16 protein-coding genes are annotated in these 15,452 nt (G+C 56.5%); 9 read left to right on the top strand and 7 right to left on the bottom strand.

What is annotated here, in order from left to right:
- Positions 1–823: 823 nt before the first annotated feature.
- Both K3G63_RS03305 and K3G63_RS03300 read right to left on the bottom strand, forming a co-directional pair.
- Positions 824–1,390: a recombinase family protein gene (locus tag K3G63_RS03305; protein ID WP_220612660.1), complete on the bottom strand. Its 567-nt coding sequence runs from the start codon at positions 1,388–1,390 to the stop codon at positions 824–826.
- Positions 1,391–1,570: 180 nt separating this feature from the next.
- Positions 1,571–2,098 carry a hypothetical protein gene (locus K3G63_RS03300; RefSeq protein WP_220612659.1) on the bottom strand — a complete coding sequence of 176 codons (528 nt, stop codon included), beginning with the start codon at positions 2,096–2,098 and terminating at the stop codon, positions 1,571–1,573.
- 738 nt (positions 2,099–2,836) lie between these two features.
- On the opposite strand from K3G63_RS03300, the gene K3G63_RS03295 reads away from it, so the two are divergent.
- The 6 genes from K3G63_RS03295 (at position 2,837) to K3G63_RS03270 (ending at position 5,020) form a co-directional block, all read left to right on the top strand.
- Positions 2,837–3,250 (top strand): hypothetical protein, encoded by a 414-nt coding sequence (locus K3G63_RS03295; protein ID WP_220612658.1) that lies wholly within the window; start codon positions 2,837–2,839, stop codon positions 3,248–3,250.
- Positions 3,251–3,362: 112 nt separating this feature from the next.
- Complete coding sequence (locus K3G63_RS03290; RefSeq protein WP_220612657.1) at positions 3,363–3,779, top strand: hypothetical protein; 417 nt, start codon at positions 3,363–3,365, stop codon at positions 3,777–3,779.
- A gap of 24 nt (positions 3,780–3,803) precedes the next feature.
- The gene (locus K3G63_RS03285) at positions 3,804–4,232 is read left to right on the top strand and encodes a hypothetical protein (protein WP_220612656.1); all 429 of its coding nucleotides are present in this window, start codon (positions 3,804–3,806) and stop codon (positions 4,230–4,232) included.
- Positions 4,233–4,340: 108 nt separating this feature from the next.
- The gene (locus K3G63_RS03280) at positions 4,341–4,532 is read left to right on the top strand and encodes a hypothetical protein (RefSeq protein WP_220612655.1); all 192 of its coding nucleotides are present in this window, start codon (positions 4,341–4,343) and stop codon (positions 4,530–4,532) included.
- A 74-nt stretch (positions 4,533–4,606) separates the two neighbouring features.
- On the top strand, positions 4,607–4,783 hold the full coding sequence (locus K3G63_RS03275) for a hypothetical protein (protein WP_220612654.1): 177 nt from the start codon (positions 4,607–4,609) through the stop codon (positions 4,781–4,783).
- Positions 4,784–4,795: 12 nt separating this feature from the next.
- Positions 4,796–5,020: a hypothetical protein gene (locus K3G63_RS03270; protein ID WP_220612653.1), complete on the top strand. Its 225-nt coding sequence runs from the start codon at positions 4,796–4,798 to the stop codon at positions 5,018–5,020.
- Between the two features lie 150 nt (positions 5,021–5,170).
- On the opposite strand, the gene K3G63_RS03265 is transcribed toward K3G63_RS03270, so the two are convergent.
- The gene (locus K3G63_RS03265) at positions 5,171–7,360 is read right to left on the bottom strand and encodes a glutamine synthetase III (protein WP_220612652.1); all 2,190 of its coding nucleotides are present in this window, start codon (positions 7,358–7,360) and stop codon (positions 5,171–5,173) included.
- 309 nt (positions 7,361–7,669) lie between these two features.
- Here K3G63_RS03265 and K3G63_RS03260 point away from each other — a divergent pair, with 309 nt between their 5' ends.
- Both K3G63_RS03260 and K3G63_RS03255 read left to right on the top strand, forming a co-directional pair.
- Positions 7,670–9,529, top strand: a complete 1,860-nt coding sequence (locus K3G63_RS03260) for an LTA synthase family protein (RefSeq protein WP_220612651.1) — start codon at positions 7,670–7,672, stop codon at positions 9,527–9,529.
- Positions 9,530–9,574: 45 nt separating this feature from the next.
- Positions 9,575–9,943, top strand: coding sequence for a hypothetical protein (locus K3G63_RS03255; RefSeq protein WP_220612650.1), 369 nt, complete (start codon positions 9,575–9,577; stop codon positions 9,941–9,943).
- Between the two features lie 56 nt (positions 9,944–9,999).
- Here K3G63_RS03255 and K3G63_RS03250 read toward each other — a convergent pair whose 3' ends face one another.
- Entirely contained in the window at positions 10,000–10,875 is an 876-nt protein-coding gene (locus K3G63_RS03250) for a pirin family protein (RefSeq protein ID WP_220612649.1), read from the bottom strand.
- Between the two features lie 267 nt (positions 10,876–11,142).
- Between K3G63_RS03250 and mtaB the strand changes: the two genes are divergently transcribed.
- Positions 11,143–12,483, top strand: a complete 1,341-nt coding sequence (gene mtaB, locus K3G63_RS03245; protein WP_259404244.1) for a tRNA (N(6)-L-threonylcarbamoyladenosine(37)-C(2))-methylthiotransferase MtaB — start codon at positions 11,143–11,145, stop codon at positions 12,481–12,483.
- An 82-nt stretch (positions 12,484–12,565) separates the two neighbouring features.
- On the opposite strand, the gene K3G63_RS03240 is transcribed toward mtaB, so the two are convergent.
- The 3 genes from K3G63_RS03240 to K3G63_RS03230 form a co-directional block, all read right to left on the bottom strand.
- Positions 12,566–13,279: a hypothetical protein gene (locus K3G63_RS03240; protein ID WP_220612647.1), complete on the bottom strand. Its 714-nt coding sequence runs from the start codon at positions 13,277–13,279 to the stop codon at positions 12,566–12,568.
- 267 nt (positions 13,280–13,546) lie between these two features.
- The gene (locus K3G63_RS03235) at positions 13,547–13,828 is read right to left on the bottom strand and encodes a hypothetical protein (protein ID WP_220612646.1); all 282 of its coding nucleotides are present in this window, start codon (positions 13,826–13,828) and stop codon (positions 13,547–13,549) included.
- A gap of 362 nt (positions 13,829–14,190) precedes the next feature.
- The gene (locus K3G63_RS03230; protein WP_220612645.1) at positions 14,191–15,429 is read right to left on the bottom strand and encodes an ABC transporter permease; all 1,239 of its coding nucleotides are present in this window, start codon (positions 15,427–15,429) and stop codon (positions 14,191–14,193) included.
- Positions 15,430–15,452 lie beyond the last annotated feature (23 nt).

Below are 15,452 nucleotides of genomic sequence, written 5' to 3'. Positions count from 1 at the left end.
TGCCTGACGTCTGCCACTTGCCTTGCCCCTTCCAGCGCCTCGCCTCAGCACTAGGCAAGACAATGCAGCCGTGGTTGGTGCTCAGCACTACGGGCTACCCTTCTAGGCAACGTCGCACGGCCCGCAAAGCCGCGTAAAATTGGGGGCGGCATCAGGCATAACGCTGATTGATGCGCAAAATAAACGGCCTATAAATGCAAGGATTAGAGAGTATTTAGCAATCAGCATCATATAGGCACAAAAAAAAGCCGTCCCCACCCGGAAACGGCTTTTGCAATGAAACCCGCTTTAATAGCCGTTAAAGCGGGTTTTTGATTTAAGTGGTGGCAGATTTGGGGGCGGGTGGCTCTGAATTGCGCGGCGCACCTGCTATACTTACAGCCCGGCTTTCTCGACAAGCAAGACCTTTTTATGAAACCCTTTGTACGTATAAGTGGATTACTGCTGCTTATATCTTCCTGTCATTCGGAAAGTATTCAGCACTTGCCTCTTCACGTGGAGGTGGTCACCACGGCACAAGGAGTTACACTGGTCAACCGTGATTCTTTCAAGTATCGACATCTCACGTTTGTAGTACGGTCAAGGAGGAATCCAGAGGGGTATTGGGCTATTGAAAACAAGGTATTTCCTGGGCAGAAAATTCAGGTTGCCTGGTCTGAATTCAAGAGCCATAATGACGGAAGAATTGCCATGCCTCCAACTTTCCGGCCAACCTCTCTAGATGTAATTGTAGATAGCACTAAGATGCTGTATGGGACTGCCACGTATCCTATCCCACAGAACAAGGGCAAGTAAAAGCAGCCCCACCTGCTCCAGACTCGGCCTAGGAAGGTGTAACGGTTGTTAGGAGCCGTCTATAACGCTTCACGGTGCTCTCACTAATACCGGTTACGTCTACAATCTGATGTATTGAGAGCCCGGCAGCAAGGGACGTCTTCACCTTTTTCAGCTTCTCCTCGTCCACCCCAGCGGGTCGTCCTAAATGTTTGCCTTGGGCCTTTGCCAGCTCAATGCCGGCTTGGCGCCGCTCCCCATTACTCTCGCGCTCGAACTCGGCCAGGGCCGCAAACACGGTCACGACCATGCGGCCCGCCGGCGTGCTTGTGTCAATGCCCAAGTCGAGGGCAACGAATCGCACATCGTTTGCAGTGAAGTCGGCAATGAGTTGAAGCAGGTGAGCCGTGTTGCGACCCAGGCGCGAGAGCCGGTTCACTAGGACCGTATCGCCGGGCCGGAGCATAGCCAGCATCTTGTCGAGTTCGGGGCGGCTCGTACTGGCGCCGGTTATCTTCTCCTGAAAGATGCGGTCGGCTCCAGCTGCCGTCAGCTCCTTAAGTTGGGTATCGAGGTTCTGATCTTTCGCCGATACGCGGGCGTAGCCAAAGTGCATGCAGTGGGTCAAAAAGGTTGGTTCAGAAAGATACGATTGTGGCCCTACTTTCTGGCCCCTGCTACCCTAAATAAAGTGGCCTCTCCGGATTAGGTTCCGGAGGGGCCACTATGGTACACCTTTCTGGCCTATGTATAAGGACTCATACCCTCGGTTACTCGGGCCTTATTCAGGCGTGCACTACCCTTCCTCTATGACACGTGAGGGCTTGTTCCCTCCCGCACTGTTCTCAGCGGAGAAATTCGTCCCTTGGCTCTGTACTTCTCTCTGCTCATTTCCCTCCGTACTGGTAAGGGGCTGGCTTCCTAATACGCTCGGCTCCTGTGGTAAGTCAGGCAACTGCTTCCACCAGTAATACCCATAGCCTACGCTCAGAAGTAGTACGGCCCCAAGGTGGTTCGCCCAACCGAAGAAGGCGACTACGACTAAGATGAGCAGAGATCGGACGAACGTTTGTCGACTCTTCACTGGTAAATTACGAGCGAACAGCCAGCAGATGATTACCACGGGCAGCACCTGCATCAACAGGAGGTAATACACCCCTTCTTCCCAAAACACAAGTCCAGCTAGTAGAATCACCGCCGTGAACAGAATACCAAGTTTAGGCGGACTCTTTCGGGAGCGATACGCCACGACGAGCAGCAGCCCGAGCGCTAGAATGCCGAAAAGGGTAACCAAGAAAATGAAGCCGCCAAGTAGTGCATTCATGCAAACAGAGGGTGGGTGAAGTACTACTCCTCCTGGAATAGACGGTGCTTATCGCTGCTCGCACACCCAGCGATGAGGGCCCTGCAGAGAAGCAAGAGCGGATGTAATGCTGTGGTCTGGTACATGCACTGAGCGGAGAGAGTACCAGGGAAAACGTAAAGTAAGTAAAGCTGAAAAGTAGCGCTTTCCCAAGAGGGACGCTATAACACCCATTATGTTAATGAGCGAATCTAAGATAAAGCTTTGGTGCAGACGCATTCGTGACTCATCCTTTTGTTTAATTTCAATGCTTGGTTTACTATCCTTTTTATTCGCACCCATTATTGTTTCTGTGCGGGGCGCTGCTCGTGTGCCTACTGTGGCTGGCGTGGCGGTACCTGGGGTGATATTTTGTGTAGACTGTACGGCAAAGGCGTATGTACGCACATGGAATTTTACTAGTTTGCTACGGGGTAGCGAGCTAGTTTCGTTTTGGCCCCACCCGCGCCCTTTCTTACCTCCTATCTATTGCAGTTTGATGTGTTCCCTGAGAGGCCATTTAGGCCTCTCCTGGTAGTTTATTGCCCTTTCGTTTCTTTCTACAATGCCTTCGTGCCCCAACTGCAACACTGAGCTGAAGAAGACCTTACTCCCTACTATGCTTGCTACTGTGTGACAGACTGTTTTGTTCTAATTAAGAAGCCCCACGCTGCTCATAGTTGACTAGCTTAGGGCTTTATTTGTAAGATATCTTACCCTATGAATCGACTCCTACCCCTACTCCTGCTGAGCCTGACGCTGCTCACGGCCGCCTGCCAAAAAGAAGAGGCTACACCGGTGGAAGCACCACTGGAAGGACGCTGGACTCCCCTTAGCACGACGGAGTATGCGTACTCGGCAACGGGAGCCCTCACCCAGAAGACCAACGTCCCGGTCCTACCCGATGTTTACCTACACATCACGCGGGACTCGCTTAGCTACCGTTCCACTCTGAACAACTTTTCCCTGGGCAGCTTCAAGCTCGTACGGCAAGGTAAGACCCTGAGCTACGGTACGGGTGCCTATTGCACCATCTTGGAGCTAACCGACCATAAACTCGTGCTGCACTACAAAGCCCAGAACGTGGCGCCAGGCAGTCCCTATACCGAGCCGGAAGACGTCTACACCCGGTAAGGCGTTTATGCCTACCTCCCACTACACCTTCCGCCTGCTCTGCTTCGGGCAGCAGCTGCCGCTGGTGTGGCTGGCGTTATAGATGCATCACAACTGCCTGTACCCCTACCCTATGACTGTAGCATCATCCCGCCGTAATCTGGTCATCGCGTCCAACCTGTTCCTGGCCTCGACGCTCCTGCTCAACCTGCCGCACTACTACATGCTGCTGCAAATCTTTAGCCCTTCCGCACTCACCGGATCAGGCAACGGCATCGCCGTCGTGATGGTGGCGCAAGGTCTGCTGAGCCTGGCCTTCCTACTAGCAGTGGGGCTGGGCATCCGCTACGGCCAAATCTGGGCGAAAGTGCTATTCGTCTTTTATGCCCTCTGGAACGCGTTCCTGGCACTTGGTTCACTTCGAGCGCCTACCCCTCCCAATCCGCTCGCTTGGGGGCTTATCCTCCTCCCACTCGGCTGCCTGCTGGTAGTCGGCTTTTTTCTCTTTCGTAATCCGGCCGCACCCAGTACTGAGAAACCCGTAGCGTAGCATCTCCTCTCCCTACTTTACTTTATGAACCGACTCTTACCCCTACTCCTACTGAGCCTGACGCTGCTCACGGCCGCCTGCCAGAAAGACGAAGCGCAGCCGGCTTCTACACCTACACTGGAAGGCCGCTGGCAATACCAGACCAGTGACGGCTACGACTATGATAAAACAGGAAAGGTCTTAGCCCACAAGCCGTATACCTTCAATTCGTATTATCTGCTCGTAACCCCGGATGCCCTACGCTACATGCGTCCTACTACAAATGATCAGTTTGATATTGACATTATACAGGGGCGCAAAGGAGACACGCTAGAACTGGGTCCTGGCTCTGATGCACGTCAGGCCATCATCACCGAATTGACCGAGCACGCCCTGACGCTACGTTTCTACAAGTGGTATGTAGATCCCCTTGACGGTTCCTACGGCTGTTTAGATGACCACTATACGCGTTGAGTCGCAATAGCTCATGCCCACGCCACCTTTCGCCGACCTTCCTTCGAGCAGCTGCCGCCGCTGGTGTGGTGGGAGTAGCCGTTGAAGAATTATCCTATTCCCTACCCTATGCTCCCAGCCGTATGCCGAGATTACCACATTGCCTCCCACCTGTACTTTGCTACGATGGCCCTTTATGGCCTACCCGCTCTGTACCTGATGCTTCCTCAACCGCTGGGCCCAGCGCGGCATCAAGGCATGGATACCAGTTCTATGGCCCTTATTGTAGGAACGGTCTTCCTGCTGCTAGGCCTACTTTAGGCCTACTTATAGGATTGGGCCTAGGAATACGGGCGGGAAAAATCTGGGCAAAAGTAGTGTTCTGCCTTTTTCTGGTGCGGGTAACCCTACAATTCTTTTACTACTGGTACACGCTGGAAAATATGAGCGCGTGGACCTGGAGCAAGAATCTATTTTCGCTGGCCTTATTGATGATCATTGCCTTCTTCCTGCTTCGCAGCAGCTTCACCCGCCGCCCCGCTGCGCCCGTTGCCGAGATGCCAGTGGAGTAGCAATTCCCTATTATGAATCGACTCCTACTCCTCCTGCTGAGCCTGACGCTGCTCACGGCTGCCTGTCAGAAAGAATCCAGCGAGGCAGAACCCAAGTCCTTGCTCGACGGCCGGTGGTATGCTAAAAGCGCCGACTACATCGAGTACGATTTTTCGGCCTACATCCCCAAAAGTGGTGGCGGATTTGGTGGCGGACGCCTGCTTACTGCTGCTTATCGCTGCTTAACCCGGAAATGAAAAACGCCCTGATTGCTACAATCAGGGCGTTTTAAGTAGGCACGCGTAGGCTAGGACAAAAAAAAGCCGTCCCCACCCGGAAACGGCTTTTCTGAAATCGTGGCGCGGAGAAAATTCCCACCCAACTCCGGCCCGATTCTGACCTTGGACTTAGTGCCGGAACAACAGTTCGCGGTACTTTACCAGGGGCCAGTCCTCATCGGCCACCATCAGCTCCAGCTTATCAACGGAGCGACGGATGGTGTCGAAATGTGCTTTGACGGTGTCGCAGTAGGCTATGGCCCGCTCGCGCGTATCGTCAATTTTGTTGGCCACTTTGCGGGCATTGATCATCTCATCCACTTGGGTTTTGATGGTCGTAATATGCCGTGAAATGGCTTTAATAGTGTCCAGGGTTACCGCCGTATTCTCGTCGTCGAGGCCTAGCTCGCGCAGACCCCGTACGTTGGTGATAAGCTTGGTTTGGTAGGCAACCGCCGTAGGGATGATATGGTTCACGGCTAAGTCGCCCATCACCCGGCTTTCAATCTGAATTTTCTTGATATAATCCTCCAGCAGAATTTCGTGGCGGGCGTGCAGCTCCACGTGCGAGAAGATGTTGTGACGCTCGAACAGCGAAGCCGCATCTTCTTTTACAATGGCATCCAGGGCCTGAGGCGTGGTAGGCACGTTGGAAAGGCCACGCTCGGCTGCTTCCTGTTTCCACTCGTCGGAGTAGCCGTTGCCTTCGAAACGGATATTCTTGGAGCTGATAACGTACTCGCGAAGCACGTCCACAATGGCTACCTCCTTCTTCTTGCCCTGCTCGATGAGCTTGTCGACCGACTGCTTGAAGTCAATCAGCTGCTCCGCTACAATGGCGTTGAGCGTGGTCATGGCCGACGAAGAGTTGGCCGAAGAACCTACCGCGCGGAATTCGAACTTGTTGCCGGTGAAGGCGAAAGGCGACGTGCGGTTACGGTCCGTGTTATCGAGCAGGATGGCCGGAATCTTATCGATGCCGAGCTTGAGGTAGATGTTGTCACCTTTGTCCAGGGGCACTTTGGCCGTGCGCTCCAGCTCATCCAGCACCGAGTCCAGCATCGAACCCACAAACACCGACATAATAGCGGGCGGCGCTTCGTTGGCACCGAGGCGGTGGTCGTTGCTAGCCGAGGCGATGGAGGCGCGCAGCAGGTCGCCGAAGCGGTGCACCGCCTTGATAGTGGTAATGAAAAAGGCCAGGAACTGCAGGTTTTCTTTCGGCCGACGACCGGGAGCCAGCAGGTTCACGCCCGTATCGGTGCTCATGGCCCAGTTGTTATGCTTGCCCGAGCCGTTGACGCCCGCGAAAGGCTTCTCGTGCAGCAGCACCTTGAAGTTGTGCTTGTCGGCCACGCGCTCCATGATGTCCATGAGCAGCTGATTGTGGTCGACGGCTAGGTTGGCATCCTCGAAGGTAGGGGCGCACTCAAACTGGTGGGGCGCTACTTCGTTGTGGCGGGTGCGAAGCGGAATACCGAGCTTATTAGACTCTTCTTCGAATTCCAGCATGTAGGCGTGCACCCGAGCCGGAATCGAGCCGAAGTAGTGGTCTTCTAGCTGCTGGCCTTTGGCCGGCGCGTGCCCAAACAACGTGCGGCCGGTCATCACCAGGTCGGGGCGGGCGTTATACAGGGCGCGGTCGACGAGGAAGTACTCCTGCTCGATGCCCAGGGTAGTGTGTACGCGCTGTACGTCCTTGTCGAAGTACTGGCACACGTCTACGGCAGCCTTCTCCAGCGCAGCCAGCGACTTCAGCAACGGAGCTTTATAGTCGAGGGCTTCGCCGGTGTACGCAACGAAGATGGTAGGAATGCACAGGGTCTTAGCTCCGGCCGTTTCGATGATGAAAGCGGGCGAGGTGGGGTCCCAGGCAGTGTAGCCGCGGGCCTCAAAGGTGTTGCGGATGCCACCGTTCGGGAACGAGGAAGCGTCGGGCTCCTGCTGCACCAGGGCCGAGCCCTTGAAGTTCTCAATCGGCCGGCCGTCGGAGTTCAGGTCGAAGAAGGAATCGTGCTTTTCGGCGGTAGCGCCGGTCAGGGGCTGGAACCAGTGCGTGTAGTGGGTAGCTCCCTTGGCCATGGCCCAGGTTTTCATGGCCGAAGCCACGGCATCAGCCACGCTACGTTCAACCGGCGAGCCTTGCTTGATAGCGGCCTGCAGTTTCTTGAAGTACTCGCCGGGCATAGTAGCCCGCATGGCATCCAGGTTGAATACGTTTTTGCCAAACGTCTCAGAGCGACGCTCACCGGCAATGGTGACGGCCAGCGGCTCGCGCTGGTCTACTAGTTCAAGAGCTTTAAAGCGAAGAATTGCCATGCTAGAATTAGGCGTGAGAGAACTTCAGGGGAATTATAGTGTCAAAGGTAGAAGGTAAAACGACCTTTTTGCAAGACACCCTATATTTTTTACCCTTATTTCGACAAAACCTACCTTTTTATCTGCCACCCTACCCTTTTTCCATACCACCATCTCAACAAGATGCTCGTGTTTTTGCAATAGCCTGTATAATATTTCATCTTCCTTCATATATACCTTATTCCCATAGCTGGGACACGCCGGTCTTCATCCAAAATCACGCGAGGCAGTATTTTCTTGGTAGATGGGCGAAGCTTTTACCTTTACGGGGTGAAAAACCGCTTTGCGTTTCAGCCGCGCTATTTTTTGTTCTGGCTGCTTTACTTCGTACTGGCGAAGGGGGTGTTTGTGGGCTACCACTGGTCGCTGACCCATACCCTGCCCATGAGTACTATAGCCGGTATCTTCGGCTACGGGCTCCGGCTGGACGCCGCTGCCACTGCGTATGTGTGCACGCTGCCCTTCTTACTGTTTATAGGAAGTGCACTGGCCGGGCCACGCTTTCCCTTCGAGCGGCTCGTGCGCTTTCTTACGGCGGTGCTGGGGGTCGTCGTAGCCGTGCTCACCGTAGCAGATCTGGAGTTGTACCGGGCCTGGGGCTTCCGGCTGGATGCTACCCCCCTGCAATATCTGAGTACGCCCGGAGAAATGGCTGCCTCGGCGGGAAGCGCCCCCGTGGCGCTACTGCTGCTCCTGTGGCTGGGGTTGCTTGCCCTGGGCTGGTGGCTGTATACTACGGTAGTAGGACGCGTACCGCGCCTGCCCGCTGGTTTTGGCCGGGGGAGGGCCGCACTGGCTGGCCTTCTGTATACGGCTTTGCTGGTAGTGCCTTTGCGCGGGGGCCTGCAGCAGATTCCGGTAAACCAGAGCGACGTGTACTTTTCGGACCGGCCCTTTGCCAACCACGCGGCAGTGAATGTGCCCTGGAACGTGGCAAACTCGCTGCGTTTGCAGAACGCGGGACCCAACCCCTACCAATTCCTGCCCGACTCCACCGCCACCCGCCTCACCCGGCAGTTCTATGCTTCTGCAGGCCCCGATACTGTTTCGCTGCTGCGCACCACGCGGCCGAATGTGCTCTTCATAATTCTGGAAAGCTTTACGGGCAAGTTGGTGGGCCACCTGGGCGGTGAACGAGGCGTGACGCCTACCCTCGACAGCCTAAGCCAGGTAGGCGTTTCGTTCCAAAACCTGTACGCTGCCGGCGACCGAAGCCAGAAGGGCCTGGTGGCGCTGCTGTCGGGCTACCCCAACCAGCCGACGACCAGCATTATTAAGTATCCGCGCAAAACCGAGCGTCTGCCCCACCTTGCCCGGGTACTACGGGCCCAGGGCTACGGCACGGCCTATTACCACGGGGGCGAACTGGCCTTTGCCAACATGAAGAGCTACCTCGTAACGGCCGGATACCAACAATTTACCGAGCGCGCCGACTTCGCCCGCCGCGACCAGAACTCCAAGTGGGGCGCCCATGACCATGTGCTGCTGGCCCGCCTGCTGAAGGAGTTACCCCAGCAACGCCCCCCGTTTTTCGTCACGGCCTTCACCCTGAGCAGTCACGAGCCCTTCGACGTGCCCATGCAACCGCACTTTTCGGGGGAGGATGAAGCTACCCGGTTTCGGAACTCCGTATACTATACCGACCACGTACTGGGGCAATTTCTGCAGCAAGCCCGGCGGCAGCCCTGGTGGGCGAACACGCTGGTGGTGCTGGTTGCTGACCACGGCCATCATCAGCCCGGCGACACGCCCAACCACGCCCCCGAGAAATTCCGGATTCCGCTGCTGCTCACGGGCGGCGCCCTGCGCCCTAGCGCCCAAGGCCAGCGCATCGCTAGTTTCGGCAGCCAAACCGACGTGGCCGCTACCCTCCTCGCCCAGCTCAAGCTACCGGCCCACACCTTCCCCTGGAGCCGCGACCTGCTGGCCCCTGCCCCGGCGGCCTGGCCCGGCGGCGCGGCCTTTTACTGCTTTACCGACGGATTCGGGGTAGCCACGCCGGCCGGAGTGGTAACGTACGACAACGTAGCTCGCCGCGAAATTGAGCACACGGGCCCTGTGCCGGCGGCGCAACTGCAATTCGGGCAAGCGTACGAGCAAACCTCCTTCGCCGATTTTTTGCAGAAGTAACGGGCCGCCTACCCCCTTCACTGTCCGAAAGCCAGCACCAGCTACATGAGTGAGTTGTTATTTGTGTATAACGCCGACTCTGGCCTGGGCAATGCCCTGCTAGACACCTTGCATAAAACGCTGGCCCCGGCTACGTACTCCTGTTCCTTGTGCGCTGTTACGTACGGAGCGGTGAGTATGCGGCCGGAGTGGCGCGCCTTTCTTAAAAATCTGCCGGCTCGCACCTCCTTCCTGCACCGCAACGAACTCCGACAACACTACCCTGCTTTGGCCTCCGAAGCCTTGCCCGCCATATTCTGGCGCGAAGCCGAGCCGACTCCGTGGCAGGTATTTCTATCGGCCCAGCAGCTCCGGCAGCTTGATTTGCCGGAGCTCATGCAGCTGATTCGGGAGCGGCTCCCTACTGGCAGATAAAGCAGCCGGAGCTGCTGGGTGCGCCAACGCAGAGCCCAGCAGCAGGGCTTTGCCACTTAGCCGGGGTAGTAGGGAATAAATACGCCCATCCGGCCCAGGGCATAGTCGCGCATGGCTTCCATTACCTGAGTAGTCGTGTTCATGACGTAGGGCCCCTGCTGCACCACCGGCTCGCGGAGCGGAGGGGCAGCCGCCAGTAGCACCACCACGTCGGAGGAGGCACAAAAGGTAATTTCTTCTCCTTCGGCCGCAAACTCTACCAGCGTCTGAGCAGATACCGGCTGATTTTGCAGCACTACCTCGCCCCGCACTACGTAGCACAGCACGGTTTCCGAAGGGCCGATGAGGGTAGTGTAGCTGGCGGTTGGGGCCAGGCGCAGGAAAGCCAGCCGCAAACCGGGCAGTAAGGAAGGCACCGGCCCCCGGACGCCGCTCCACTCGCCGGCAACGACCGTGAGTTGGACGCCTTCTGCTGGTTGTAGTAGCGGGAGGCGTTCGGCAGGCAGGTTGTGGTAGGCGGGCTGTTCCATTTTGCGGGCGGCTGGCAGGTTTAGCCACAACTGCAGCAGCTCCAGCCGGCCTCCACGGCGGCGCAAATCGGCCGGCAGGTTTTCGGCGTGAATAATGCCGCGGGCAGCCGTCATCCATTGCACACCCCCTGCCCCCACCGTACCATAATTGCCGCGGCTGTCCTGGTGCTCGACCTCACCTTCCAGCACCAGGGTCACGGTTTCGAAGCCGCGGTGCGGATGCGGCCCAAACGGGAGCCCATCGTTGTAGGGCTCAAACGTCACCGGCCCGATATGATGCAGCAGCAGAAACGGATCCAGAGCCGGCAGCCGCTCCGAGGGCAGCGGCTGCATAATAGGCAGGTCCTGGGCGTGGTTGGGGGTAGCGGGTAGTAGGGCGAGAATGGAGCGGGGTGCAGGCATCCGGCAAGTAAGCCACAAGGAAGCTCTACGAGGGAATTTTGCCTGAAAAATGTAACCAAAATTCGACCTCCGCAACCTGAAAGCTGACGGAGCGCACACCGATCAACTTTGCATACACAAGAACGCAACGCAGCCGATACTTGTCTGCTTATTTCCTGTGGGGCTAGCGGGGAAAAAGCAGGTTTCCTACCTACTCTTGGGGTAGGGCCTTTCTCCGGCCTTGCTATGCGCTATCCAACCCTACCTAGTATCTTTGTGGTCTTGCTTATGGAAACCAGAAAAGTTGCCTTTTATACGTTGGGCTGCAAGCTCAACTTCTCCGAAACCTCGGCCATTGGTCGGCAGTTTGAGGAGCACGGCTTCGTGAAAGCGGCCTTCGAGGAGGCGGCCGACATCTACGTCATTAATACCTGCTCCGTTACGGACCACGCCGACCGCAAGTGCCGTAAGGTGGTGAAGGAAGCGCTAAAGCACAACCCCGAGGCTTTTGTGGCCATTGTGGGCTGTTACGCCCAGCTTAAGCCCCAGGAAATTGCCGAAATTCCGGGGGTGCACGCCGTGCTGGGCGCCGCCGAGAAGTTTCAGCTGGTAGAAACCCTGGCGGGTTTCCAGAAGCCTGCCGCCGGGCAGCCGGGCCAGGTGTTTGCCTCCCCGATTTCGGAAGCCACCGAGTTTCACGCGGCCCACAGCTACGGCGACCGGACCCGCACCTTCCTGAAAGTGCAGGACGGCTGCGACTATTCCTGCTCGTTCTGCACCATTCCGCTGGCCCGGGGCAAGAGCCGCTCTAACTCGGTACAGAGCGTGGTGGAGCGGGTAGAAAAGCTGGCCGAAACCGGCGTCAAGGAAATTGTGCTGACGGGCGTTAACCTCGGCGACTTTGGCCTGCAGGGTCCAGAGCGGGAGCGGAAAGAAAATTTCTATGACCTGGTGCGCGCCCTCGATGAAGTGGAAGGCATCGAGCGGTTCCGCATCAGCTCGTGCGAGCCGAACCTGCTCTCAGACGAGATTATCCGCTTCGTGGCCCGGTCGAAGCGGTTTATGCCCCACTTCCACATCCCACTGCAGTCGGGCTCCAACAAGATTCTGGGCCTGATGCGCCGCCGCTACCGCCGCGAGCTGTACCAGGAGCGCGTCGCTCTGATCAAGGAAGTGATGCCCCACGCCTGCATTGGCGTTGATGTTATTGTGGGCTTCCCCGGCGAAACGGAAGCGGATTTTCTGGAAACCTACCAGTTCTTAAACGAGCTGGATGTTAGTTACCTGCACGTATTTCCGTACTCGGAGCGCGAAAATACACTGGCTCCTACCCTGCCCGGCCGGGTGCAGGACCGCCACCGCCATGAGCGTACCACCCAGTTGCGCGGCCTTTCGGAAAAGAAAAAGCGCTACTTCTACGAGCAGCACGTAGGCGCCGAAACGCAGGTGCTTTTCGAGGATGACGTGACGAATGGCCAAATGGAAGGCTTTACGCCCAATTACATCCGCGTCACGGCGAAATATGATCCACTGCTGGTAGGAGAAATGAAACGGCTACGTCTGACCTCCGTGAATCCTCAGAATCTCATGGAAGCCGAAGAGGTAGGCATTGAAGTGTTTCAGCACTAAGCGGCTAGCGCTATTTACCAAATGAAAAAACCGCCTCGATAGATCTATCGGGGCGGTTTTTTGTGAATTCTGCAGAATACTATTAGCGGGTGAGCTGCCGCTGCATCAAGTCCATCATCTGTTGCATCAGGCGCTGCTGTTCCTGCAAATGTTGATTGCGCAGCTCGGCTAGAGCCAGTTGATGAGCCATTTGCTGGGTGTACAGAGCAGTTTGCCAGCTGGTATCAGCCGCTGGGGCAGCGGGAGCCACGCTGGGTACTGAAGCATTTGGGGATAGTGGGCTGGCAATCGGGGTGGGCATTTCGGCGGCTACTTGGCTAGGCACATCAGCTGCTCCAGAATTAGAAGGGGCCGGCGTTGGTGCTGCAACCGGCTCAGGAGATGCTGCTGGTACTGCAGCAGGCATAGCAACGGGAGCAGCCGCAATTGCTGGGGCTGCTGCAGAGGTAGCAACCGTGGCAGCAGCTAGAGTATTAGCTACTCTTTCATGATGGGGAGCCGGGCTGCTGGGCGGTGAACTTAGCTGAGCGGAGGTGGAATCTTCTTCAATCAGCATAGGCCCGATACCTTGTAACAACCAACCCTTTGAAACACTTGGATAAACTTCGAATACTTTACATAAAAGGTCAAAACCAGGTTTATTCCGTTCATCCACAAGATGTTGGATAACCGTAGCGGTTTTGTCTAGGGATGCAGCAAAGGCATTTTTACTTATGCCCAAATGAGAAATCAACGCTACAAATCGTTGCCCAACTGTTTCCGTATTTGCCATTTGCCCAAATGATTTATTTCGCAAATGTATACAAAGCAGCGTACATCTTATTACTATGACGCTCTGCTATTTTTCTTTCTTGGCTTTTGCTACGGGCTGTAGCAGGGGCCGCAGCTGGAGGTTGGCAAAGGGAAATACGTACGTTTCACCGGGCAAGAACTCGAAATTATAGCGCGCTATACTTACGTAGTGGAATGGTAGTAGCACATCGGGGCACAGGGCAAAGTCTGTGACGCTAGCTTTGGCCCTGTCGGCTGTATCGAGGTGTAGCCTGCGCTTAGGGGTAGGGCTCTAGTCTTCATTGTCGTACCACTCACCCCCAGCCACATGGGCAAGCTGCGTAGAATCGCCGTAGGTGGCGGCTACGTCAGCCAGGTTGTCGCGTAGGCGGCGGCTAAGGGCAGCTTGCAGCCGCCGGCCCAGCTGAGCGGACGAGTCGGCTACTACATCAGCCAAGGTGAGCAAACGGCCGGTGCGCAGCTCGAACGTCAGGTGGTTGGTATCGGGCTGCTCAAACCCCTGGTACCCCTGGCGAAATTCCAGCGAGAGCAAATACTTCTGGTTGAGCAGCACTCCATAGGCAAGGCCAGTCAGGCCGTTGCCCTCACCCCACCAGGTTTTTCGGTCTTTATCAGAGCAGCACTCCCGCGCAACCTGGGCCAGTTGCCGGCGCGGACTGGCGGTTTATCTACCGCGCTGCTATAGCTAGTGACGTAGCCTAGTAGCTGCCGATTAATACGCCGGGCTACGGTAGCATCGGGCAGCCAGACCTGCGGTACCTGGAAGCGCTCCGCTTCGCCGGTAGTAGGGCCAGCGAATACCCGGGCCTGCCCACGGGCTAGAGCCTGAGCTTCTGCCCTTATCCTGCTTCCGAGCAAGTCCAGGCATAACATGACAAGCCGTTTCATTGGCCGCACCCAACCCAAAGGCGAATTTTACTCGAAGCGCAAAGACTCGATGGGGTCCAGGGCAGCGGCTTTGCTGGCGGGGTAGTAGCCCGAAGCCAGCCCAACGGTGATACAAATCAGCAACCCCAACGACATCCAGAGCCAAGGTACAATGAAGCCCCCTTGCTCCATAAATACCGTGAGCAGGTTGCCGCCCCCTACCCCGAGTACAATGCCCAGCAGCCCGCCCATCACACAAATGACAATGGCTTCGATCAGGAACTGCTGGCGGATTTGCAGGGAGGTAGCGCCCAGCGCCTTTCGAATTCCGATTTCCCGGGTGCGCTCCGTCACCGATACCATCATGATATTCATGAGGGCAATGCTGGCCCCGAGCAGGGTAATAAAGCCCACCAGAAACCCGCCAATTTTCAAGCCCCCCGAAAGCTCATCGAGCTTGGCGGCCATGGAGTCGGAGCGCTCCACCTCGAAGCTGTCTTCCTGGCCCAGGGCATCGTGGCGCACGGCGCGCATAATGCCGGTGGCCTGGCCCGTGAGATAAGTCAGCTGGTTGGGGTCGGAGGTGGCCGTTTTCACGTCGAAGGTTAGCTCACGCTGGCGGGGTAGCTGGTTGCCGGTTTCCAGTGGAATCAGTACCAGTCGGTCGGCACCGCCGCCCTGGCCGCTACTTCCACTTTTCTCCAGCACGCCCACCACCATAAACCGGCGGCCCATCAGGTACACGTATTTGCTCAGGACGCTTTCCGTGGGGTAGAGCTTGTCTTTCACCTCGGAGCCAATAATGGCTACGTTGGCTCCGTTATTTAATTCCAGCGGCGAGAAAGTACGCCCAATGCCGAGGTTATAGCTTTGAATACGCAGGTAGTTTTCGTCGCCGGCCACTACCTGAATGTTGGGATTCGTTTTCTGCCCGTTCGCCTTGACTTCGGTAACCCCGGAAATGAATGCCGATACTCCTACCTGCGCTTCGTCGCCCAAGGTTTCCTTGTACTTTTTAGCTTGCAGCAGGCTAATTGGCGGATACACCTTGCCCTTCACCCCGCCCCTTCGAGAACGGTTGGCATAGCCCTTCGCCTTCATTTCAAAGGAGTTAGCCCCAAGACTGGCAAACGTCTGGTTCAGCGAGTACTTCATTACATCAATGGCCGTCAGGATGCCTACCAACGACATAATGCCAATGCTCACAATAAGGGCCGTGAGGATGGTACGCAGCAGGTTGCTGTTGATGGAACGAAAAGCCTCTTTGATGTTTTCCAGCAGATGCATAGGGCAGGCAACAAGTAGACGCG

Origin of the sequence: Hymenobacter sp. HSC-4F20 (assembly GCF_019599275.1) — a bacterium.
GTDB lineage: Bacteria > Bacteroidota > Bacteroidia > Cytophagales > Hymenobacteraceae > Hymenobacter.
Note: the sequence above shows the minus strand (reverse complement) of the source record. Positions and strands in the feature narration are given on the sequence as shown.

What these genes read in the sequence shown, in the direction of transcription:
- K3G63_RS03305 (WP_220612660.1), bottom strand. Translation starts at nt 1,390, where the DNA reads ATGCACTTTGGCTACGCCCGCGTATCGGCGAAAGATCAGAACCTCGAT.
- K3G63_RS03300 (WP_220612659.1), bottom strand. Translation starts at nt 2,098, where the DNA reads ATGAATGCACTACTTGGCGGCTTCATTTTCTTGGTTACCCTTTTCGGC.
- K3G63_RS03295 (WP_220612658.1), top strand. Translation starts at nt 2,837, where the DNA reads ATGAATCGACTCCTACCCCTACTCCTGCTGAGCCTGACGCTGCTCACG.
- K3G63_RS03290 (WP_220612657.1), top strand. Translation starts at nt 3,363, where the DNA reads ATGACTGTAGCATCATCCCGCCGTAATCTGGTCATCGCGTCCAACCTG.
- K3G63_RS03285 (WP_220612656.1), top strand. Translation starts at nt 3,804, where the DNA reads ATGAACCGACTCTTACCCCTACTCCTACTGAGCCTGACGCTGCTCACG.
- K3G63_RS03280 (WP_220612655.1), top strand. Translation starts at nt 4,341, where the DNA reads ATGCTCCCAGCCGTATGCCGAGATTACCACATTGCCTCCCACCTGTAC.
- K3G63_RS03270 (WP_220612653.1), top strand. Translation starts at nt 4,796, where the DNA reads ATGAATCGACTCCTACTCCTCCTGCTGAGCCTGACGCTGCTCACGGCT.
- K3G63_RS03265 (WP_220612652.1), bottom strand. Translation starts at nt 7,360, where the DNA reads ATGGCAATTCTTCGCTTTAAAGCTCTTGAACTAGTAGACCAGCGCGAG.
- K3G63_RS03255 (WP_220612650.1), top strand. Translation starts at nt 9,575, where the DNA reads ATGAGTGAGTTGTTATTTGTGTATAACGCCGACTCTGGCCTGGGCAAT.
- K3G63_RS03250 (WP_220612649.1), bottom strand. Translation starts at nt 10,875, where the DNA reads ATGCCTGCACCCCGCTCCATTCTCGCCCTACTACCCGCTACCCCCAAC.
- mtaB (WP_259404244.1), top strand. Translation starts at nt 11,143, where the DNA reads ATGGAAACCAGAAAAGTTGCCTTTTATACGTTGGGCTGCAAGCTCAAC.
- K3G63_RS03230 (WP_220612645.1), bottom strand. Translation starts at nt 15,429, where the DNA reads ATGCATCTGCTGGAAAACATCAAAGAGGCTTTTCGTTCCATCAACAGC.